This window comes from Bacillus sp. L_1B0_5 (genome assembly GCF_000836715.1).
Taxonomy (GTDB): Bacteria; Bacillota; Bacilli; order Bacillales; family Bacillaceae_G; genus Bacillus_A; species Bacillus_A thuringiensis_S.
Genome location: NZ_JXIS01000084.1, coordinates 18955 through 41040 on the forward strand (window position 1 = coordinate 18955; position 22086 = coordinate 41040).

A 22086-nucleotide genomic window follows, 5' to 3' on the forward strand; every position below is an offset into this window, starting at 1 on the left:
CACAATGAGGACAGTAATTGACTTTGAGTTGCAATCTTCGTATAAACCGATGGGGGATCAACCGCAAGCAATAAAAAAATTAATTAATGGAATTGAATCTGGTGAAGATAGGTTATTGCTAAAAGGAGCGACTGGTACTGGAAAAACTTTTACTATAGCAAATATAATTCAAAAACTTAACCGGCAGACTTTAATCATTGCGCATAATAAGACATTAGTAGCTCAGTTATGGAGTGAGCTGAAAGAATTATTTCCTAATAATGCCGTAGAATATTTTGTTAGTTACTATGATTATTATCAGCCAGAAGCGTATATACCTCATAAAGATTTGTTTATTGAAAAAGATTCTAAAATTAATGAGGAAATCGAACGGATGAGGCATTCTGTTATGAATAGTCTATTAAAACGTACAGACGTCATTGTAGTCGCAAGTATTTCATGTCTATATCCTATGAGTTCACCAGAAGATTTTAGTACCAGCTCTTTTGTCCTTTCCATTGAACCGGAAGGCTATTTTTCCTATAAGTATGAACAAGTTATTAAAATGCTTATTGATAATCAATATACAAGAAATGATATTGAGTTAAAACCAGGAAATTTTAGGTTAAGCGGCGGTGTCATAGATATATACCCGATGGGGAAAACAGAAGCAATTAGATTGACCTTTTTTGGAGATGAATTAGAAGAAATTTTAGCTATTCATCCTATTACTGAGGAAATTTTAGAAACTTTGGAAGAAGTGCATATTTTTGCTGCAAGTAGCTTTGTAGCTACATCAAAACAAATCGAGAATGCGGTCCCACTTATTGAAAAGGATTTACGAGAACAAATTAGCCATTTAAGAAATTTAGGTCATGTTATAGAAGCGGAAAGATTAGAGAAAAGAACACTTTATGATATAGAGATGTTAAAAAATACAGGATATTGTGTAGGGATTGAAAATTATTCTAGGTATATGCAGAACAGAGAGCAGGGCTCACGATGCTTTAATTTGACAGACTATTTCGATTCGAATTATTTAACAGTTATTGATGAATCTCACGTGTTATTACCACAACTGCGAGCTATGTATGCAGGGGATCAATCTCGAAAAAAAAGTCTAATAGATTATGGGTATCGATTACCATCTACTTTAGATAATAGGCCACCTACCTTTAATGAGTTCATGGAGCATACTAAAAGTTTGATATTTATGTCTGCCACTCCAGGGAACTATGAGTTAGAAACTAGTCGGATATTTGCCGAACAAATTATTCGTCCAACTGGTTTGGTCGATCCAAAAATAGAGTTGAAGAGTAGCGAAAATTATTTTCAGTATCTACTTCAAGAAATTAAAAAAACTATTAATAAAAACGAAAGAGTATTAGTCATTGCTCTAACAAAAAGACAGGCCGAAGAAATAACACAGGAGTTAAATGCTTTAAAGGTTAAATCCGCCTATCTACATTCTGAAATAGAAAATATTGAAAGGTCAGAGATTATACGTTCTTTTAGAATGGGAGAATTTGATGTGCTTGTAGGAATTAATCTTTTAAGAGAAGGATTAGATTTACCAGAAGTATCTTTGGTTAGTGTAATAGGATCTGATAAGAGAGGATTTTTAAGATCGAAAAGTGCCTTATTACAAATAATTGGGAGAGCATCGAGAAATATAAATGGTCGTGTCATTTTGTTTGCTGATAATAGAACAGAGAATATTAAAGAAGCAATGGAAGAAACAGAGAGAAGAAGAGAGATACAGAATACTTATAATAAAGAAAATGGTATTAAACCCAAAACAATCATAAAGAAAAATACAGGGACTTTACGAAGTTTATTAGGATTTAAAGAAAATATCTAACAATTAAATAAGGCGGTAACACTATGAAAAAAAGAAAAATAAAAGTAAGAGGTGCAAGAGCAAATAATCTTAAAAATGTTAGTTTAGACTTAGATTTTGATAGTTTTACTGTATTTTCGGGTGTAAGTGGATCGGGTAAATCATCTTTAGCTTTTGATACGATTTTTGCTGAAGGGCATCGGAGGTATGTGGATTCATTATCATCTTACGCAAGGCAGTTTTTAGGTCAGATAGAGAAGCCTGATGTTGATTCCATTGAAGGCCTTACTCCATCGGTATCTATAGAACAAAAAGTGATTCATAAAAATCCGAGGTCAACAGTAGGTACCGTCACTGAAATTTATGATTATATTAGAATACTATATTCCACAATAGGAATACCACATTGTCCTGAACATCATATTCCTATTCAACCACAATCAATTGATCAAATGATCGATAAATTAAAAGATTTAGAGGATGGGGTTGAATTATTTATTTATGCACCGCTCATTAAAGGAGAAAAAGGTGAGTTTAAAAGTTTAATTAATGATATATCTCAAAAAAGGTTTATAAGGGTACGAATTGATGAAGAACTTATTAAGCCAAGTGCAACAATTACTTTAGAAAAAAATAAGAAACACACTATTGAAGCTTTAATAGATAAAGTAACCTTTTTAAAAGAAAACAAAAGAAGGATTACAGATTCTATAAAAAAAGCAGCAAGAGAGGCCAAGGGTCAGGTGTTAGTGGAAGCTTTTAAAGGAAATGAAAAAAAAGAAAGTTATTTCTTTAATAGTTTACAGGCGTGTCCGACATGTGGCTACTCTATTGATAATTTATCACCTAGAAACTTTTCCTTTAATAGTCCATATGGTGCATGTAATGAGTGTCACGGCTTAGGGGCTACCTTACAAGTTAACCCGCGTTTACTAATAACGGATTGGAATAAATCCATTAATGATGGAGTATTTGATAATTGGGCTACAAGTACAGCTAAGTGGTATCACAATATAATTGATAGTGTTTGTCAACATTATGGGATTTTGAAAGATACGCCATTTAAAGATTTACCTCTAGAGCATAGAAATATTCTTTTGTATGGAAGTGGTAATGAAGAGATTCTATTTGATTATCAATCTGACCGGAAGCAACGCACTCATACTTCTCCGTTTGAAGGTGTAATTCCTAACATTAATAGAAGGTATAGTGCCAGTAATTCAACAACTGTTAAGGAAAAGCTTGAGGAAGTAATGTCGAGTATAAAATGTCAGGTATGTCAAGGGAAACGTTTAAAGATATCGAGTTTGTCTGTATTTATTGGTAATAAAAATATCTCACAATTATCTGAGATGTCGATAGAAGAGTTGTATGAATACTTTAAAGAAATTGAAAATCTGTTAGACAATAAACAATTAGAAATTTCGAGTAAGGTTTTGGAGGAAATTTCGAGTAGACTGCAATTCTTACTCGATGTGGGATTAGAATATTTAACCTTAGATAGGGAGGCTAAGACATTATCTGGAGGCGAAGCGCAAAGGATTAGATTAGCTACTCAAATAGGGTCTGCTTTATCTGGAGTTATTTATGTGTTAGATGAACCTAGCATCGGGCTACATCAAAGGGACAACTTACGATTAATAGATACATTAAAACGTTTAAAAGAACTTGGAAACATGGTTATAGTCGTAGAACATGATATAGATACCATGTTAGCGGCAGATTATATTGTAGAGTTAGGAAAAGGTGCTGGGAAAGAAGGCGGGGAAATTGTTGCTGCTGACACGCCAAAAGGGTTTATAAAAGGCAATTCCTCTTTAACAAGTCAATATTTATCTGGTGTTAAGAAGATAGAAATACCTAAAGTAAGAAGAAAACCGAATGGGAATTATTTGTCAATCGTTGGTGCTAGGGAAAATAATTTAAAAAATGTTAATGTTGATATTCCATTGGGAGTATTGACCTGTATTACGGGTGTCTCTGGTTCAGGGAAAAGTACCTTAATTAATGAGATCCTATATAAACATTTAGCGAGGGAAATTAATAGAGCATATAAATTATTGCCAGGACTGTTTGATGATATAAAAGGCTTGAATCATATTGATAGAGTAATTAATATTGATCAGTCTCCCATCGGGAAATCACCAAGATCTAATCCAGCAACTTATACTGGAATGTTTGATGAGATTCGAGATTTATTTGCCAAAACAACAGATGCAAAGGTAAGAGGTTTACTAAAAAAGGCATTTAGCTTTAATGTACCAGGTGGTAGATGTGATACATGTAAAGGTGATGGGGTTGTTAAAATTGAAATGCACTACTTGCCGGATGTTTATGTTGTTTGTGATGATTGCGAAGGAAATAGATATACACAAGAAACATTGAGTGTACAATTCAAAAACAAGAATATTTCTGATGTGCTAAATATGACGGTTTCTGATGCTATAGAATTCTTCAAAGATCATCCTAAAATAATGAAATATTTACAAAGCCTAAGTAATGTGGGATTAGGTTACATGAAAATTGGACAACCCGCAACTACATTATCTGGCGGGGAAGCACAACGTATTAAATTAGCTACTGAGTTAGCGAGGTCCGCTACAAATAAGACATTGTATATATTAGATGAACCCACTACAGGATTGCATTTGGAGGATATAAATAGGATATTAAAGGTTCTGCAACGTTTGGTAGATAAGGGATCGTCTGTATTGGTAATAGAACATAACTTAGACGTTATTAAAACTGCTGATTATATAATTGATTTAGGGCCAAATGGTGGTGAAAACGGTGGTGAGGTAGTTGCTGTAGGAACACCAGAAGATATATGCCAAGTAAATAGTTCAATAACCGGTATATTTTTAAAGAGCGTCTTAGATTTAACGTATAACTAATTTAATTGTATTTAATGAAGGGAGGTGATTGCTTGATTGATTTTCATGTTCATATAGGTAGATTACATGATGAGTATACAGAAGATTTTGCAAATCAGATGATGACTCCGTGTAATAAAAAAACTGAAAATATGGAAGTTGATATAGGAAGACTAATTCAGGAAATGAATAAAAATAATGTTCAAAAAGCGGTATTGTTAGGGTTCAATGCACAACGTACTTTAGGTGTTCACGTTACCAATGAATATGTATCCAGCATATGCAAAGAACATCCGAGACGTTTTATAGGGTTTGCTTCTTTTGATGGTATGGATAATACCTTATGTAAAGCAGAGTTAAAAAAAGAATTGGTAAACTATAATCTCCAAGGGTATAAATTAGCATATGGTTATTTGAATATTTCCCCTAATGATCAGGGGTGGAATCCAATTTACGAAGACGCCCTAGAGCGTGAGGTTCCAATTTTGGTACATATGGGATATACACCCATAAAACAAGCTAATCTACGTTACTGTCATCCTGCTTTACTAGATCAAGTACTTAGTAAGTACCCTAAATTAAAAATTGTAATTGCTCATATGGGATGGCCATGGATCGATGATACATTTGCTTTGTTAAAACGTTATGAAAATGTTTACACTGATTTATCAATAGTTTCCTCTTATCAGCCTATTAACACTATTGCTAACATACTTAGGTCGGCTAAAGAACATGGGGTCGTTAATAAACTGATTTGGGGTACGGATTATCCTATGTGTTCTATGACGGATAGCCTAAATCGTTTTAAGGACATTAAAAAATATCTAGATGATAATAAGGTTGTAATTGAGTCGGAAACTTGGAAGAGGATATTTCAAGGGAACGCTAATTATTTATTGGGTATTAAGGAGGTATTGATTTAGTTGAATAAAAATAAAAGAGTATTGAAAATAGGAAATATAGAATGTGACGATTTAGTTGAAAAAGTTGGTACACCTGCATATATATATGATGCAGATATTATTAAAAATCAGGTAGAGAGACTCAATAATCTACATAAAGATGTTCAATTATTTTATTCATTAAAAGCAAACCCCAATCCATCGATTGTAAATTTCATTTATAGTCTTGGAGCCAACTTGGAAATTTGTTCGTTGAAGGAATTGGAAATTGTGGAGAAAATAAATGCTTCACCAGAACGCGTTCTATATTTAGGTCCTGGAAAAACTGAAATAGAAATTAGAAGGGTACTAGAATACGGGGTGAAATATTTTATTGTTGAGTCGCTACAAGAAATGCAGAAAATTAATGAAATTGGAGAAGAAAAAGGTAGAGAAATTAAGGTAGGGGTACGACTAAATCCGAGTGTGTCGGCAAAAGGATCTAAATTAACTATGGGTGGAAAGCCTAGACAGTTTGGTATTGATGAGGAACAATTGTCAGAAATTTTCGCCCTGGAAACATCTTTAAGAAATATAAAAATAGTAGGGATACATGTATATAATGGTACCCGAATTCTCTCTAGTGATGTTTTTATAGAAAATACTTCTCATGTTTTAAAGCTAGCAAAGAAAGTTATTGAAGAGTATCGTGTAGATTTAGAGTTCATTGATATTGGCGGAGGTATGGGTATTCCATATTTTCCAAATGAAAATACACTTGATTTGGAAGATGTATCTAAGAAGTTATCAGAGTTAATTTCAACATTTTATGAAGCCGTTGGAGCCAAAATTTCCATATTTTTAGAATCAGGTAGATATGTGGTCGGTGAGAGCGGAGTATATGTAACAGAAGTGTTATATAAAAAGATATCTAAAAATTCCGAATTTTTAACCGTAGATGGTGGAACACATCATCATATGGCTGCAGGAGGTATGGGAAATGCATTAAAAAAGAATTTTCCAATAAAAGTTTTAAATAAATTTGATGAAGAGCCAGAAGTAGAATATTACATCTCAGGCCCTTTATGTACACCTAACGACCTAATTGCAAAAAAAATTAAACTTCCTCAAACAAAGACAGGTGACCTGATTGGTATCTTAAATGCTGGTGCATATGGATTAACGGCTAGTCCAGTTTTATTTTTAAGTCACTATCTCCCAGTAGAAGTCTTGGTACAGAGGGATAAGTATATGGTCATTCGAGAGAATACAGAATATGATTCTCCAGATATACGAACATTTGAGGAGGCGATGAATACATGAGTTTTACGTTAAGTATCAAGAGGTTTTCTGACAAAATTAATCAAATTATTGATAACGAACACGATAAAAGCCTTTATGATGAACTACTTGCTGTAGAACAAGAGTTGTCAAAAAAATTAGATATTTCTAATGTTAGTTTAGGTATAAAGGTAGATGATACGTTTTTGTTTCTAGACGGCTTAGCAGAGGATGTCATCTTTTATTTAGATAATAACGTTTGGTATAAGGTGCTTTATCATGAAAGTATACCAATTTTTAATAAGTGTTCTTACAGTCTAACATTAAGAAAAGTAGAAAATTATACAAAAATAGCACAAGCTTCAACACAAGAACAAAAAAATTTATGGCTATACGGATTGCATTATAAATTGATATTAGCATCCTATGTTTTGAAATCAATTAAAAATGTCTTACAATTATGTAAAGAATATGTAAAGGAAAGAAAGACATTTGGAGTTTCCATTGCTAAACATCAAATGGTCTATGATACATTTGTTACAGTTAGTAGCGAGTTTGAGGGTAATGTACTTTTCTTAAGAGAATTGTCAGATCAGATTGATTCAAATGGACTAGAGTATCAGAAGTATTTTAAACAAATTAACTTTATGTTGGAAAATAATAGTGAGTTGGTGGATAGGGTTCTACCATTATTTGGTGCTTATGGTTTGGAGAATAATTCGATTATTGATAGTTTCCTAAATATTCACCATTTATCTATACTTAAGGGGGTTTAAGGTATTGTTGGATTCACTTAGAAATGGATTAAAAGAGTACGCATTAGAGTTAAGGGGTTACGCTTTAGAAGCCGATAAGAATAGGGACTTACCTAAGAAATATCTTCAGCAATCTTCAATTTTTCAGCCACTATGGTGCTTAGGTGTCCCAAAAGAGTATGGGTACGGTGGAATTAAGACTCAAGATGGAACTCATTATGGAAGTTCATCTATTGAGCTAGCGGTATGTACAGAAGAACTAGCATATGGAGACCCTGCTATGATGTTATCAATGCCAGGGCCACAATTATTAGGTCCAATATTACAAGAGCTAGGTACGAAGGAACAACAAGATAAATTCTTCTCATCTTTTATGACTGCAGAACCAATTTGGACAGCATTTAATTTAACTGAGCCAAATGCTGGATCAGACATTGCGGCTCTAGAAACGGTTTCTGTTAAAAAAGATGATGAAACATATGTAATGAATGGAGAAAAGAAATATATAGCAAACGCAGAGAGAGCTCAATGGGCACTTACATTTACAAAAATGGGATCTAAAAATAATCAATTTGCTATTCAAAGCTTTTTAATCCATGAAGATCAATTCAAAGGCCATAATACTGTTGAGAGAGAATATGGACGAACGTTAGGTATGAGAGTTGCTAGACTAGGTCATACCATCTATCGTGGGTTAGAAGTAAATCGATCACAAATTATTGGTTTAACTAAACCGCCTCTCCAAAGAGGATTAAGAAGTGCAATGAAAGTGTTTTTTAGAATGCGTCCTTCCACATCTTCAATTGCAGTAGGAACATGTAGGGCAATATTAGATTATGTGAGGGATAATGTGAAAGTAAATGTAAGGCAAGAGCTTATTCTAGATGAGCTACAATGGAAAGTTGAAAGAACCAGAAGGCTAATTTACCGTGCAGCAAATGAAGTTGATCAGAATATTTTTAACCCAAAGACTTCTTCAATGGCGAAGTGGATGGCTAATAGTCTAGTTTATGAGGTATCTAGAAGAGTAACTCAATTGTTAGGCCCAATTGTTATTACTGAGCATCCATTATTAGAAAAATGGATGCGAGATGGACGGATGATTGAGTTTATGGAGGGATCAACTAATATTCATAAACGAGAAGTTGCACAGGAATTATTAGGGATAAACTAAAAAGGTATTAGGAGGTAATAACTATGAATACAATTAAAAACTTGAAGGATTTAGTGACAGGAATTGTAGCGAAGCAACTAGAGTTACAGAAACATGAGATTAAAGAGGATGCAAATATTTTTGAAGATTTAGGGTTAGATTCAACGGGTGTAATTGAGTTGTTATTAGCACTAGAAGAAGAATGTGAAATAGAATTTGATATGGAAGAGCTAGACCCTGCAAATTTAGAAAGTATCAATGCAATCACAGAATACATTCTAGAATTAAGATAGGTGTTGAATTTATAACAAGAATAGAAGATTTAGGAGTCGAGATTAAAGATGAATCAAAATACTGTAGCTCCATTTGTAACTAATTTATACGGTACAGGAATAGATATTCAAAGCATTAATGAATTAGAAGCTTCTATTGATAAATATGGTTTGAAATTTTTAAATAAAATTTTCACTTCAGAGGAAATTGCATACTGTAGCAATAAACACAAACCATCTCAGCATTTTGCCGCAAGATTTTCAGCAAAAGAAGCCTTTTTAAAAGCACTAGGTACCGGAATAGGGTCTGGATTTTGTTTAAAGGATGTTGTGGTATTAAATAAAGATTCTGGAGAACCATATCTCACATATTGTAACCAAGTTAATAGAGTGGTAATCGAGAAAAAATTGAAAGCTTTTGTATCGCTTTCACATTCTCTGGAATACTCAATAGCACAAGTGATATTGTTACGCGATTTAACATAATATAAAATTCGTAGGGGTGAGGATATGAAAGTTGCAGTTATTAGTACTGAACTATTTGTACTTAAATCAGCTAGAAAGATTGCATATCATGAAAATTGGGAAATAGTTCATGTAGGCGATATAACTTCTTTAAATTATATATTAAAAGACCAGCAGAGTTATTTTAATGGGATAGTATGGCATCTCAAAGATCTAGACTTTGAAGAAGTAAAGCAGTTTCGTAATTTTAAAAAGGGCTTAAAAAACATCCCTACGATGGTCCTTTTTGAACATAGTATTAATAAACAGCAAACAGAGGTAGAATTTTTGAAAAAAAATTCTACCATGTTCTTTGATATTTATATGGATCAACAGGTGAGCGAATACTTTGACTGTTTTTATAATTATATGATTCAGTTAAACAGACATGATACAAACTCTAAAAATATAATTAATATTTATCCTAATATATCCTTAAATATTGATATGAGATATTTAAATAATAACGGGAAAATATTACCTTTAGCTGGAAAAGAATTTGAGATGCTTATGTTCTTCATCGATACTAGAGATCGTTTTGTTACCACAGAAGAAATTTTACTTGCAATTTGGGATGAATATACTACAAATGAAACAGTTAGACAATATATATATAAGCTTCGTAAGAAACTGTATACTAACCAGAAAAACTTCAATTTGTTAATTCACCGAAAAAGTATTGGATACACTTTAATTGGTGAAGGTAATGAGTTCTTGGTAGGTCTTTAATGAAAATTAAATATACAATTTTCATAAACTGTATTTAATTAACGTTCTTTTATGATGTTAATAATTTTGATTTAGTAAAAAACGCATTTCTTCTTTTTACTATTTGGTGATGTTTAAGAAAATAACAGAGTTTTGTAATATGAATAGTGTTGAAAAGCATTAAATCCTTCTTAATATAAAAATTAAAATACTAAAAACACTATGTGTAATATTTTATTATCATATATTAAGCAATATGTTAAATTATTTGTTAGAGCAGGAACACGAAATTTGAATATATTTCAATTTCCATAGTGATGCCTTGTTGGAAAGCAATAAAGTGTAAATGCTCTTGTTTTTTTACAGATTATTCTATCAATTAATTAAATTCGACTTTATTATGAGTAATCCTTCTAATTTTATTTTATTTTATTTTTTAGTGTAACTAATTCAAGATTTTTTCTTGTAATTAAAAATTAGATGTTAAATATTAAAGTTATAAAAGAAAGTTCTCGGTTTTTAAAATATTGAAACAGTTTTAATATTTTAAGAATTCTAATTTATTATTCCTTATATAAGGAATAATAGATTAAAAATGTAGATAGTAAAGTATTAATAAAAGTTTTAATAAGTCTGTAGGAGAACAACCCAATTTTGTACTTTATATTTTATAAGTAAAAGTACAAAATTGGGTTGTTAATTTTAGCTATATAAGATACTGGAATTTTTTATAGAGAATTTATTATTCAGGAACTATACAATCTGCTTCAATTTCTACGAGCCATTCTTCTTTAATAAATCTGTTAACTTCAAAGACTGTGCATGCGGGTTTGATTTGATCAAAGTATTCTTTATGTGCTTTTGCAGCTTCATCTACATTTTTCATATCTGTTAGATAAATTTTTGTACGTACAATATTATCAAGGGAAAGGCCAATTTTCTCGACAGCATTTTTAATAATTTCAATACAACTTTTTGTTTGATCATAAACATTAGTAGCTACTTCTTTATTGTCAGGATCTATGGGGGCAGTACCAGCAATTGCAATAATATTTCCTACTTTAACAGCTCGAGATGAACCTAAATAATTTTCAAAAGGGGAATTTGAACTTACCACAGTTTTATTAGACATTGGATAACAGCTCCTTTTTTCTTTTATAATAGATCGAAATTACGATTTTTTACATGAGCTTTAAATTAAATTCAATGTTATTTGTGCGTTAACTACCAAGGGATTTTCAAGAGTTAGGTACTGTTAATTATTAATTAATGTTACTGTAACACCAAATTGATTTAAAAGAGGCGATATAAATGTAAAACTATAATAAAAAACAAAGGACGGGGTAAAGTGGGAAACAATCTACAGTTTTTTTTAGAAGATGCAATCTTTCAGTATGGAAATAGAACAGCCTATCAATTTCAGAAAAAGAGATACAGGTATAAAGATATTGATTTGTTATCAAATCAGCTAGCCAATGCTTTGAATTCTCATGATATCTTTTTGGGAGATAGAATAGGTGTTTTAACAAATAATCCTATTCATAATATAATAACGTATTTAGCGGCACTAAAGATTGGGGCAGTATGTGTGCCATTAAATCCAGGACAAGATCAAATGATAGTTAACGACATAAAAAAAGATTCAAAAATCAAAAGTTTTATAGTAGATGAAAAAATGTATGAATTTTATCAACCAAGCACATTTCAAGAGCAATCTGTTTTTTCATTAGAGTCCCTTCAAGATTCAAGTTCAGTTTGTGACTTGAAAGATATACAATGCTTTTCTACAGACTATATAAGTCTAGATATAGAAGATAATAATGAGTCTTTTATTTTCTTTACTTCAGGCTCAACAGGTGTTAAAAAAGGTGTTGTTTTACAAAGAAAAAGTTTATTGGAATTTATTAAATGGGGAGGTGATTTCTTAGAAGTTAAACCTAATGATAAATTTTTATGCCATGCGCCATTATATTTTGACATGTCTTTATTTTCACTGTTTATCCCATTTTTTTCAGGTGGAATGTGTGTACTTACATCTAATGATCAAAGAAATAATCCACGATATTTAAACCAACTAATTAAGGAGGAACAGGTAAGTATTTTACATTTGGTTCCCTCGTCATTGAAATTACTTCTAAATGAAAAAAATCAGGATTATAAATCTGTTCGCTTCTTAGGATTAGCTGGAGAGGCATTACCATCTGGTGATATACAAGGGGTTAGAGATTTATTTAAACATGCGGATATTGTGAATTTTTATGGGAGTACAGAGGTAAATGAAGCGTTAGCATTCTCTCTTCCAAAAGATGTGGAAGGCATGGAAAGCCTGCCAATTGGTAAACCATTAAAGCATGTAGAAGTGAGAGTATTAAATCAAGATTTATTTCCTTGTAAAGATGGTGAGGTAGGTGAATTATATGTAAATTCATCTACAATGTTAAAGTGTTATGTTAACAAATCAATAGATACGACCTTTAAATTTTTAGATGATAATTTAAAGTTGAAATATTTCCCAACTGGTGATTTAGTGAAGTTTGAAAATGATCTGTTTTATTATATGGGTAGAAAAGATGACATGGTAAAGATTCAAGGGAAAAGAGTGTATCTTTCAGAGGTACGGGATATAGTATCTAACCATAAAGCAATTAATGAGGTCTTTGTATGTATGTACGAAGGAAGTCTTATTTCAATTGTTAGTAGTAATACGGCCATTAACTCTTTAGAAATGAGAGTATATTGTTCTATATATTTAGAGCCTCATGCTATACCATCCAAGTTTATTTTTATGGAGGATCACTTGCCTAAAACTAGCACTGGTAAGATTGATAGAAAACTATTGCAGGAATGTTTAGGGGGATAATTATGTTAGCAAAATGTATAGAAGAGTTTATTAAAGATGAAATATTTATGGATGGGTCTATAGATTCTATCCCTGGAGATCTAGATTTAATAACTACAGGAGTGCTTAATTCGCTGGGGATTATGAAATTAATTGATTATATTGAGAATCTAAAGAAAGTTAAATTTAAAGGGGAAGATATTGTAATAGATAATTTTTCATCCATTAATAAAATTGTAAAATTTATTGATGGGTAAATAAATTTTATTGGTATTAATTTGGATACATCATAAATATTTTTATAAACGTTCGGAGGTATATATGGGTAATATTTATGGAGAATGGAAAGATTTAACGAGATTTAAAAGGAATACTGCTACATTATTGTTTTCAGGGGGATTAGATAGTTTATATACTGCATATCAATTGAAAATGAATGATATTGAAACACATGCAATTTTAATTGATGTTGGCCAAGAGATTCCCAAGAATTTATTTAATTTGTCTGAATTATTGAATATTAAACTTGTAATTATAGATGCAAAAGATAAATTGTGCGAAGAATATATTAAACTAGGGATAATGTCAAACGCTCTATATAATAATCATTTTCCTATTTCTTCAAGCTATACTCGACCATTGTTCTCAAAAATAGTATGTGAATATGCTAAAAAGGCTAATAGTTCATTGATTGTCCATAACTCAACACCTTATCAAAACTCAGCTATGCGTTTTAACCTTTCTATTATGGCAAAATATCCTCAGGCAAATATTTTTTGTCCAGCGATTGGGGAGTATGTAACACGAGAAGAAAAGAAGAGAATTATTGAAAAGGAGTTAGGAATATACGTAAGTGAGTATTCGAAGTACTCTGTCGATGAAAATTTGTGGTGCAGAGTAATTGAGAACGATACATTAGAATGCACTGAAATAGAAATAGCAAATGATGTATTTAAATGGACAAGCAATAAAAACAATATGGAGGATTATTACTTGGAGTTAACTTTTAAAAATGGTCTACCATATAAAATTAATAATCAAGTTCTAAGTTTAAAGGAGATTATTAATACTTTAAATAGTAGTCTCTCCGGTTACGGGATTGGAAGATATGCGGGTCTGGAAGATAGTAGTTTTGGGGTTAAGAATCCTGAAATAAGAGAAGCACCTGCAGCGATGTTGATTCACCAGTCACATTTATTGTTAGAAGAAATGATTTTAACAGATGAAGAATTAAGAGTTAAATCATTGCTTGATAGAGAATGGACAAATCTGGTCGTACAAGGCGGGTGGTTTAGTCCGTTAAAGTCATGCATGGAAGAAAGTATTAAATGCTTTAATAAATACATTAATGGACAAATTAAGTGGAAAATATCTGAAAATAATATTTTTTGTGTTGCTAAGGATTCTAAGAATAGTATGAGTTTCTCTAAATTCGATAATTTTATTAATGAATTTAGTCCTTACTCTATTAATAGTTTCTTTCAGCAAAGAGCACGTGAAATGAGAATAGGATTAGAAAGGGAGGAAGATTAATGAAAGATTACAATGAATGTTGGGAGTTTAAATTAGAAGAAAATGAGAAAAATCAGTTAAAAAAAATAATTGATGAGCTTCCACGTTTAAATAGGTTTGATGAAATAGATGATGCATTCTTAAATGAATTAGAAGTGGTGAAAAGTAAATTGCCAGTTAGGATTTTAAAAGAGCTGGTTTCATTTAAGCGGTCATCAAATTTATATGGAACAATTAAATTTTCTAATTTACCTACTGATGCTAGCTTGCCAATTACGCCTGAGAAAGGTGAGTTTGCTAAGGGAAAGGTGACAAATGTAAGTGAGTATATATTATTGTTATTTATGCTTTGCTTAGGGGAACCCCTAGCATATGAAGATGAAAAAGGTGGATTATTAATTCAAAATATCTGTCCAGTAAAGGGAGAGGAAAAGAAACAAGAAAATACAGGATCTGATTTATTAGAGTTTCACACAGAGGATGGCTTTCATCCATATAAACCAGATTTTTTAGCTTTGTATTGTGTTAAATCGGACAGAGATAATAAAGCTAAAACCATTACTTCTTCTATCAGAAGAGTTTTAAAGCATTTACCCAATGATGCAATAGAAATATTAAGAGAACCACTATATGCAATTAAACCTCCGTCTTCATTTGGAAATGACAATCAAGACGATTTGCTTCAAACAATACCAGTACTAAGTGGAACATTATTAGATCCGGAGATTTGTATGGATTTTTATTTGATGAAGCCTCAAAATGAATTAGCTGCTTGGGCATTAGATTGCTTAAAGAAAGAACTTTTAAATGCATCTATAGGCGTAATTCTTCAGAAAGGTGAATTATTAATAGTTGACAATAAAAAAGCAATACATGCTAGAACAGAATTTGTACCTAAATACGATGGAGAGGATCGTTGGCTACAAAGAATGTTTGTGGTTAGAGACATTCATGCTTCTGTGGCATCCCGGAGTTTTGGTAAACGCATATGTTCTCCAGTCAATGTGATACTTGGTCAAAAAAATCAAAGGTATAAGGAGTTAGTATTAAATGGTGAATAATTCCTATGAGCATTATAGAAGGGGAGTAAATTGTTATTGGAATAGCATGTCTCTTTTGTTAGAGCAGCATGGATTAGAGCATATGATTTTAAAGCATTTATCATTTGGGTATATTTATAGTAATTCTAAATTAGATATAACATTTGAACTTGAAGCTGAATCTTCAAACTCGCTTGGGTGGTTGGACCAATATATAAACATTAAAAGGTATAGATTGAGTGAAGAAGAATTATATGAGTTTTTAAAGCAAAATAAAGATCCATTTTTATTATGTGTTAATATTAAAGCCCTTGCAAGTGAATATCGATCTTTCCCTAATATTCATGATTATCATTATTTAAATGTTGTAAGTATAGAGGATGAAAGTGTAAGAGTTAAAGATCAATATTTTGGATATAGGGGTTTAATCCCTATAAATCTTATTTTAAAAGCTATCCAACCCGATACTATTGTACAAATTGGAGAAGTCATTCAATTGGAAGTAAATTATGATTACTTAAAGGAAAAATCTAAAGATATAATTAACCTTATAAGGAATGAACTATTGATGAGGTTTGATCAATATTTAGAGGGAACTTTTAAATTTGATGGTGTTTTAAATTATGTTGGAAAAAAAGCACTTGAAAAATTATCTGAAGAATTAGATACTGTGATTTTTTCAGCAATAGAGCGTGCAGAAAGTATACAAGATAATTGGAATTACTTATTAAGAAGGTTTAACACTTCCTTTATTTATAGTAGGGAAGGAATGATATTCTACTTAACTAAGTATAAAAATTTGTTTCCATTTGATATTAGTATTTTGGTTAATTGTATGGAGGAATCCCTTGCAATTACAAGACATATGTCTTTCCTTATTATACAAGCTAATTTAAAGAAAAAAGGTCCCGAGGATTTAATAAGATCTTTTAAACAAAAGTTAGAAGAAGTTATTAAAATTGAAGAGAAAATTTATGAACAAATTAACTTGTTACGTAGTGAATTAGATAAAATTTCTATTTAACACCTTTTATGGGGATTTTACGTAAATGTTATTTGGAAAGTCAATAATTTTATTACCTTGCTCAATTGGACTTACGATTAGTAAAAAACAAATTTTATTTTTTAGGTAATATATAAGTATTAATTATATAAATATACATGTTCTAAATAGCCAAGGGAGAGGATTAATATGCTAAATAATTGTATAGAACCGCAAATGCTTTATTTGAATAGAGATGATATTTTGAAATTGGGTAATAATAGTTCTAAAATTTATGTAGATGCAATTAGAAAGGCTTTAGTTTTGCATTCAGAAAAAAATTTTAGTCAGCCATTAAAACCGTATTTAAAAACGTATCAAAAAGATGAGCATATTGCAGATAGGATTATTGCAATGCCTGCATATTTGGGGGAACCGGCAGTTTCAGGGATTAAATGGATTGGAAGTAAATATAACAACCCAATAAAAAGAAACATGGAACGTGCTAGTGCACTAATTATTTTAAATAATCCTGAAACAAACTTCCCGGTTGCTATTCTAGAAGGTAGTGTAATTAGTTCAATGAGGACAGCAGCAGTTACTGTAGTAGCTTCACAACATTTAGCTAAGAAAAATTTTGGGGAATTATCAATTATAGGATGTGGGTTGATTGCTAAAAAACATTTGCAATCAATGCTGGAAAATTTCAATAATATAAAAAACGTATACTTATATGATTTATCTGTAGATAAAGCAAATGAGCTTGCAGATGTATTCAAACAAAATTACACTAATGTACATTTTGAAGTGTGCACAAACTTGAAAAATGTTGTTGAAGAAGCAGAAGTTTTAGTAACATGTACAGTTACAGATAAGCCTTATATTCAAGCGGAATGGTTAAAAAAAGGTGTATTTGTTAGTAATATTTCGATTATGGATTTAGAGAAAGATACTTTTTTAAAGGCTGATAAAGTAGTTGTAGATGATTGGGACCAAGCCAATCGGGAAAAGAAAATAATTAATCAATTAGTTGAAGAAGGTAAGTTTTCAAGAGATATGTTATATGCTGAATTAGGAGAGGTCGTTTCAGGAAAAAAAGTAGGAAGAGAAAGTGAAGATGAAATAATTATTTTAAATCCAATGGGAATGGCAATAGAAGATATTTCATGTGCATATGAATTATATGAAAAGGCACGTAATCAAAACATTGGGACAAAGTTAAGTCTGTATTAAAGGATACTTAAAGTATTGTTGCTTTGAGTAATATAATAATTGGTTATTATAGCATATTAAAGTATTTATACCTCCTTTTCTCTCAATTAACTTAATAGGAGAGAAAGGGAGGTGAACGATTTAATATTCTGATTTTATTAATTGTACATATTTAAAAGATTAATAGCATGTCTTTTTATTAAATCAACCATCTCGACAGGTTCTTGAACTTTCGCATTAGCACCGAGTCCAAAGAAGAATTCACTCATGTAAGGGATTTCTTCTTTATTTAAATGTGTATTAATGGTACCAGATCCATCTTTAGACATTTTAATATTTTCTCTAACCCAAGGATTAAAGTCACATTTTAATACACCTTCTCTAGTCAATGAAACCCGTAAATTCACTAATTCGGATGGTTTAGAGTCAATGGTGTTAAACCATCGATCTAATGATAAGTTAGTAAAGTCTTTTTTTTGATGGTATTCGTGTTTTATTTCAAAAGATACGATTCTATCTACTCTAAATAGTCTATTTTGTTTTCGCATAAAGCAATATGCTGGTAAATACCAATAACCATTACAACTATACACTCCTATTGGCTGAATAATTCTTTTTGATGTCCCTTTTTTCGATTCGTACTCAATTTTTATTACTTCTTGGTTTATTGCAGCATTCATTGTTTCTTTTAAAAATAAGTTTCTTTCTTTTCTTTTAGGAGTTAAAAAAATAATTCGTTTACTCATTGAATCTATTTGTTTTTTTAACTCCATTGGAAGGTAATGATAAAATTTATCCAATGCTGATTTTACGTCATTTTCAAAGGGTAAAGAATTATGATACTGTAAGGATTGACATGCAAAAAATATAGAGATTGCTTCATTATGAGAGAATGCAATAGAGGGTAATAGATTATTTTGGTTAATTAAACGAAACCCGCCATGCGGCCCTCTTTCTGAATAAAGGGGGATACCGAAGCTGCATAATTCATTTAGATCCCTAGAAATTGTACGAGTTGAGACATTAAATTCATCTGAGAGTTCTTTTATAGTAAACTGTTTCTTTGTGTTAATCTTTAATAATATATTAAAGAGTCGTTCTATTTTAGCCATATTTTTAACCTTCTTTTCTTAAAATATTTTTTGTATATATGACAAAAGGTGTCTTGTTCCCATGTTACGATTGAAATGTTCAAATAACGAAATGGAGGCGAAAGAATGTACGGTAAATTAATGATAACCACCCTAAAGAATGCCACGGTATATAAATTTAATGTACTAACTAAGGTGATTGCAACAATCATCGCAGTGTTTGCAGTAAGGCAAGTTTGGACAGTGTTATATGAAAATCCTCCTGCTAACGGAGTAAACGTTTCTTTAAGTAACATGCTAACCTATATGACTATTGCAATTATATTACAATCTTTATATACACCCACAATAGTTTGGGAAGTAAGTGAAAAAATTCAAAATGGTCAGATTGCACATGAATTTCAACGTCCTTGGAGCTTTGAATTTGCAATGCTATTTCGTTCTTTAGGAATGATCCTCGCTAATATACTTACGGTTGTTTTACCAATTGCAGTAATAACCTTGTTTATTTTTCCTATTCAAGTAAGCGGTTCGTGGCTTATGTGGTTATTTTTTATCATTAGTATTACATTTGGTATTATTATAAATTTTTGTATCCAGCTTTTTATTGCATTATTATCTTTTATTTTTGTAGAGGTTTGGGGATTTGAAATAGTTGTCAGCCTAGCAACCTCATTTTTGTCGGGACAGTTAATCCCTCTTTGGTTTTTTCCGGAATTTTTGCAAAAAATAGCAGAAATTTTACCTTTTAGGGGGATGTATGATATTCCTCTATCAATTATAACAGATAGGATAAATATTCAAAATACTCTGGAATTACTGGCTTTTCAGGGAGTTTGGGTTGCTGTTTTAGTACTTATGATTCGTGTTGTTGTTAAATATTTCCAGAAACTTCTGGTAGTAGCAGGAGGATAAGGAAGGGGAGCACAGATATGGAATATTTAAAATTATATTTTAAAATGCAAGGAGCAAATATTCGTTCAAGAATGGCGTATCCGTTTAACTTTTTTTTAGGGATTTTTTGTGTTACGTGTTTCGGAATTTTTTCCACGTTGTTTATTTGGGTACTTACAAGAAACTTCCCTAGTGTAGCAGGATGGAACTTTTATGAGATCCTATTCGTTTCATCTTTTAATATGCTTTCTTATTCTTTAGGGCTCCTTTTCTTTATTCATATTATGGAAATTGATCATTTTGTACGTAATGCAGAATTTGATAGGATACTTATTCGTCCGATGAACTCATTACTGCAATTTGCAAGTAAACAATTTAATATAAATAGTTTGGGGACGGTAATCTATGCCATTGGTGCTTTAATATACGCAGGGTTTCATATTGAAGGATGGACAATAGTAACAATTTTGTATACAGTACTATTAATTATATGTGGATCAATAGTATCTGTATCTATCCATCTTATTCTAGGATCCACATCATTTATTACCTTACAAAGTGGTGGTTTGTTCCAAATGTTGGATACGATTTATACTAATGTTGATAATTATCCTATTATTATCTTTCCGAAATGGATACAAGTATTTTTAACTTTTATATTACCAATCGGATTTATAGGTTATTATCCTAGTGCTGGTTTGCTAGGAAAGGGTTCATATTTGTTTAATGACTATATTATATTAGTTTGCATCGGTGTAACTGCTATATTAGCTATTTTAAGTTATATGTTCTGGAATTTTTGTATTAAATTTTATTCAGGAGCGGGTTCTTAATTATTTATATTTTGGAGGTGTATATTTTGATTATTCAAGCAAAAAACTTATCTAGAGAGTTTACTGTATATTCTAAAAATAACGATTCCTTTTTTATGCTAAATCAAATTATTGGTCGAAAAGGTACAAAGAAAAAAGTGGTAGATAATATAAATATGTATATAGAAGAAGGGGAAATAGTAGGATATCTAGGGCCTAATGGAGCAGGAAAATCAACAACTATAAAAATGCTTTCTGGTGTACTTACTCCAACATCGGGTGAACTTACTGTTTTAGGTAAAGAACCTAGTAAGAACAGAAAAGAACACGCGAAGAATATAGGAGTACTTTATGGACAAAGAACACAGTTATGGTGGGACTTACCATTAAAGGATTCTTTTGAATTATTGAAGGCGATTTATAAAATTGATTCTCAGTTATATAAGAAAAGATTATCTAATTTTATTGAAATTTTGGATATGGAGGATTTCTTAAATAGACCTGTACGTCAGTTATCTTTGGGACAAAGGATGAGAGGCGAAATGGTTGCAACCCTTCTACATTCACCTCCTATTCTTTTTTTAGACGAGCCTACAATAGGTTTAGACGTTTTAGCTAAGCTTAAAATACAAGAATTTCTTAAATTTTTAAATAAAGAAGAGGGAACTACAATCCTTATTACATCTCATAACATGGATGATATAGAAAAGTTATGTAACAGAATCGTACTAATAGATCAAGGGAAAATCATGTTTGATGGATCGAAAGAGAGTTTGAAAAGAAAAACAACTAGAAAAGATTTATTGATAATTGAAGTATCACCAGAAGATATGAATAAGACTTCTAGTATCATCCCAATAAGACGCGAAGAAAATACACTATATTTTGAAGTTAGTACACATGAAGAGGTTCCACAACTTATCAATGAATTATCCAAACAGTTTAGGATTTTAAAAATAGAGGTTGAAACTCCAGGAATCGAACAAGTATTAAGAGAGTTGTATGAAAAAAAACAATATGAGGTAATGCTTTAACAGTAAATTAACATTAAAATGAGTAAAGAATAATGGGAATATCATAGTAGTTATGAGATGATAATAGAGCCAAAAGGAAAGATAGAAGGTCCACTTTAAGCTAAGAGGAATTGTATATCTACTATAAAATATAGTGTCAATTTTGGTCTATAACAAATAATAAAATGACGTGTTGTTTCTTGCATCAGTTTTTCTTTTTACATTTGATAGCCTATCATTTGAATGTAAACCCCTGTAATATTTTTATTTAGTAGGTTACCTTTTAAGGATAAATTCCAAAAAGGTAACTTTTTTTTGGAAATATTCCATAATTTATTTTTAGGAAGGTAATGTTACGGTATTCATTTAGCATTATCTTTACATTGCATAAACCATGAAATTGAAAAAATTTGTGGTTTATTTTATCATTTTAGCCAAGAAGACT

The 22086-nt window shown here is 31.1% G+C and carries 20 protein-coding genes; 18 read left to right on the forward strand and 2 right to left on the reverse strand.

Annotation, left to right across the window (positions count from 1 at the left end; all coding sequences use genetic code 11):
* Nucleotides 1-4 precede the first annotated feature (4 nt).
* The 9 genes from uvrB to RT27_RS32500 are packed head-to-tail and all read left to right on the forward strand — an operon-like array spanning nucleotide 5 to nucleotide 10267.
* A complete protein-coding gene (uvrB, locus tag RT27_RS23865; protein WP_043937785.1) occupies nucleotides 5-1840 on the forward strand; it encodes an excinuclease ABC subunit UvrB in 1836 nt (611 codons plus the stop codon).
* 23 nt (nucleotides 1841-1863) lie between these two features.
* A complete protein-coding gene (uvrA, locus tag RT27_RS23870; protein ID WP_043937787.1) occupies nucleotides 1864-4713 on the forward strand; it encodes an excinuclease ABC subunit UvrA in 2850 nt (949 codons plus the stop codon).
* A gap of 32 nt (nucleotides 4714-4745) precedes the next feature.
* Nucleotides 4746-5615: an amidohydrolase family protein gene (locus tag RT27_RS23875; protein WP_043937788.1), complete on the forward strand. Its 870-nt coding sequence runs from the start codon at nucleotides 4746-4748 to the stop codon at nucleotides 5613-5615.
* Nucleotides 5616-6896 carry a diaminopimelate decarboxylase gene (gene lysA / locus RT27_RS23880; protein ID WP_052497739.1) on the forward strand — a complete coding sequence of 427 codons (1281 nt, stop codon included), beginning with the start codon at nucleotides 5616-5618 and terminating at the stop codon, nucleotides 6894-6896.
* Nucleotides 6893-7630 carry an acyl-CoA dehydrogenase family protein gene (locus RT27_RS23885; RefSeq protein WP_043937790.1) on the forward strand — a complete coding sequence of 246 codons (738 nt, stop codon included), beginning with the start codon at nucleotides 6893-6895 and terminating at the stop codon, nucleotides 7628-7630. The genes lysA and RT27_RS23885 overlap by 4 nt, the downstream gene beginning before the upstream one ends.
* A gap of 4 nt (nucleotides 7631-7634) precedes the next feature.
* Nucleotides 7635-8783: an acyl-CoA dehydrogenase family protein gene (locus RT27_RS23890; RefSeq protein WP_043937792.1), complete on the forward strand. Its 1149-nt coding sequence runs from the start codon at nucleotides 7635-7637 to the stop codon at nucleotides 8781-8783.
* Between the two features lie 23 nt (nucleotides 8784-8806).
* A complete protein-coding gene (locus RT27_RS23895) occupies nucleotides 8807-9055 on the forward strand; it encodes a phosphopantetheine-binding protein (RefSeq protein WP_001092165.1) in 249 nt (82 codons plus the stop codon).
* A 48-nt stretch (nucleotides 9056-9103) separates the two neighbouring features.
* Nucleotides 9104-9520, forward strand: coding sequence for a holo-ACP synthase (acpS, locus tag RT27_RS23900; RefSeq protein WP_043937794.1), 417 nt, complete (start codon nucleotides 9104-9106; stop codon nucleotides 9518-9520).
* A gap of 24 nt (nucleotides 9521-9544) precedes the next feature.
* Nucleotides 9545-10267 (forward strand): helix-turn-helix domain-containing protein, encoded by a 723-nt coding sequence (locus RT27_RS32500; protein ID WP_052497740.1) that lies wholly within the window; start codon nucleotides 9545-9547, stop codon nucleotides 10265-10267.
* Between the two features lie 721 nt (nucleotides 10268-10988).
* On the opposite strand, the gene RT27_RS23910 is transcribed toward RT27_RS32500, so the two are convergent.
* The gene (locus RT27_RS23910) at nucleotides 10989-11378 is read right to left on the reverse strand and encodes a RidA family protein (protein WP_000066844.1); all 390 of its coding nucleotides are present in this window, start codon (nucleotides 11376-11378) and stop codon (nucleotides 10989-10991) included.
* Nucleotides 11379-11594: 216 nt separating this feature from the next.
* On the opposite strand from RT27_RS23910, the gene RT27_RS23915 reads away from it, so the two are divergent.
* From RT27_RS23915 to sbnB, 6 genes are all read left to right on the forward strand, one after another.
* On the forward strand, nucleotides 11595-13106 hold the full coding sequence (locus tag RT27_RS23915; RefSeq protein ID WP_043937795.1) for an AMP-binding protein: 1512 nt from the start codon (nucleotides 11595-11597) through the stop codon (nucleotides 13104-13106).
* Between the two features lie 2 nt (nucleotides 13107-13108).
* The gene (locus RT27_RS23920; protein ID WP_043937796.1) at nucleotides 13109-13342 is read left to right on the forward strand and encodes a hypothetical protein; all 234 of its coding nucleotides are present in this window, start codon (nucleotides 13109-13111) and stop codon (nucleotides 13340-13342) included.
* 64 nt (nucleotides 13343-13406) lie between these two features.
* On the forward strand, nucleotides 13407-14618 hold the full coding sequence (locus tag RT27_RS23925; protein ID WP_052497741.1) for an argininosuccinate synthase domain-containing protein: 1212 nt from the start codon (nucleotides 13407-13409) through the stop codon (nucleotides 14616-14618).
* Entirely contained in the window at nucleotides 14618-15658 is a 1041-nt protein-coding gene (locus RT27_RS23930) for a TauD/TfdA family dioxygenase (protein ID WP_000656414.1), read from the forward strand. Before RT27_RS23925 ends, RT27_RS23930 begins: the two co-directional genes overlap by 1 nt.
* The gene (locus RT27_RS23935) at nucleotides 15648-16661 is read left to right on the forward strand and encodes a hypothetical protein (protein ID WP_043937798.1); all 1014 of its coding nucleotides are present in this window, start codon (nucleotides 15648-15650) and stop codon (nucleotides 16659-16661) included. The genes RT27_RS23930 and RT27_RS23935 overlap by 11 nt, the downstream gene beginning before the upstream one ends.
* Nucleotides 16662-16829: 168 nt before the next feature.
* Nucleotides 16830-17852, forward strand: a complete 1023-nt coding sequence (sbnB, locus tag RT27_RS23940; RefSeq protein ID WP_043937799.1) for a 2,3-diaminopropionate biosynthesis protein SbnB — start codon at nucleotides 16830-16832, stop codon at nucleotides 17850-17852.
* 137 nt (nucleotides 17853-17989) lie between these two features.
* Here the strand turns inward: sbnB and RT27_RS23945 are convergent, their stop codons facing one another.
* Nucleotides 17990-18943: a YafY family protein gene (locus RT27_RS23945; RefSeq protein ID WP_001062510.1), complete on the reverse strand. Its 954-nt coding sequence runs from the start codon at nucleotides 18941-18943 to the stop codon at nucleotides 17990-17992.
* Nucleotides 18944-19048: 105 nt separating this feature from the next.
* Between RT27_RS23945 and RT27_RS23950 the strand changes: the two genes are divergently transcribed.
* From RT27_RS23950 to RT27_RS23960, 3 genes are read left to right on the forward strand one after another with little or no spacing between them, the layout of a single operon-like run.
* Nucleotides 19049-19837 (forward strand): ABC-2 family transporter protein, encoded by a 789-nt coding sequence (locus RT27_RS23950; RefSeq protein ID WP_000274279.1) that lies wholly within the window; start codon nucleotides 19049-19051, stop codon nucleotides 19835-19837.
* A 17-nt stretch (nucleotides 19838-19854) separates the two neighbouring features.
* The gene (locus tag RT27_RS23955; RefSeq protein WP_043937800.1) at nucleotides 19855-20649 is read left to right on the forward strand and encodes an ABC-2 family transporter protein; all 795 of its coding nucleotides are present in this window, start codon (nucleotides 19855-19857) and stop codon (nucleotides 20647-20649) included.
* Nucleotides 20650-20675: 26 nt separating this feature from the next.
* Nucleotides 20676-21662, forward strand: coding sequence for an ATP-binding cassette domain-containing protein (locus tag RT27_RS23960; protein ID WP_000586578.1), 987 nt, complete (start codon nucleotides 20676-20678; stop codon nucleotides 21660-21662).
* Nucleotides 21663-22086: the final 424 nt, after the last annotated feature.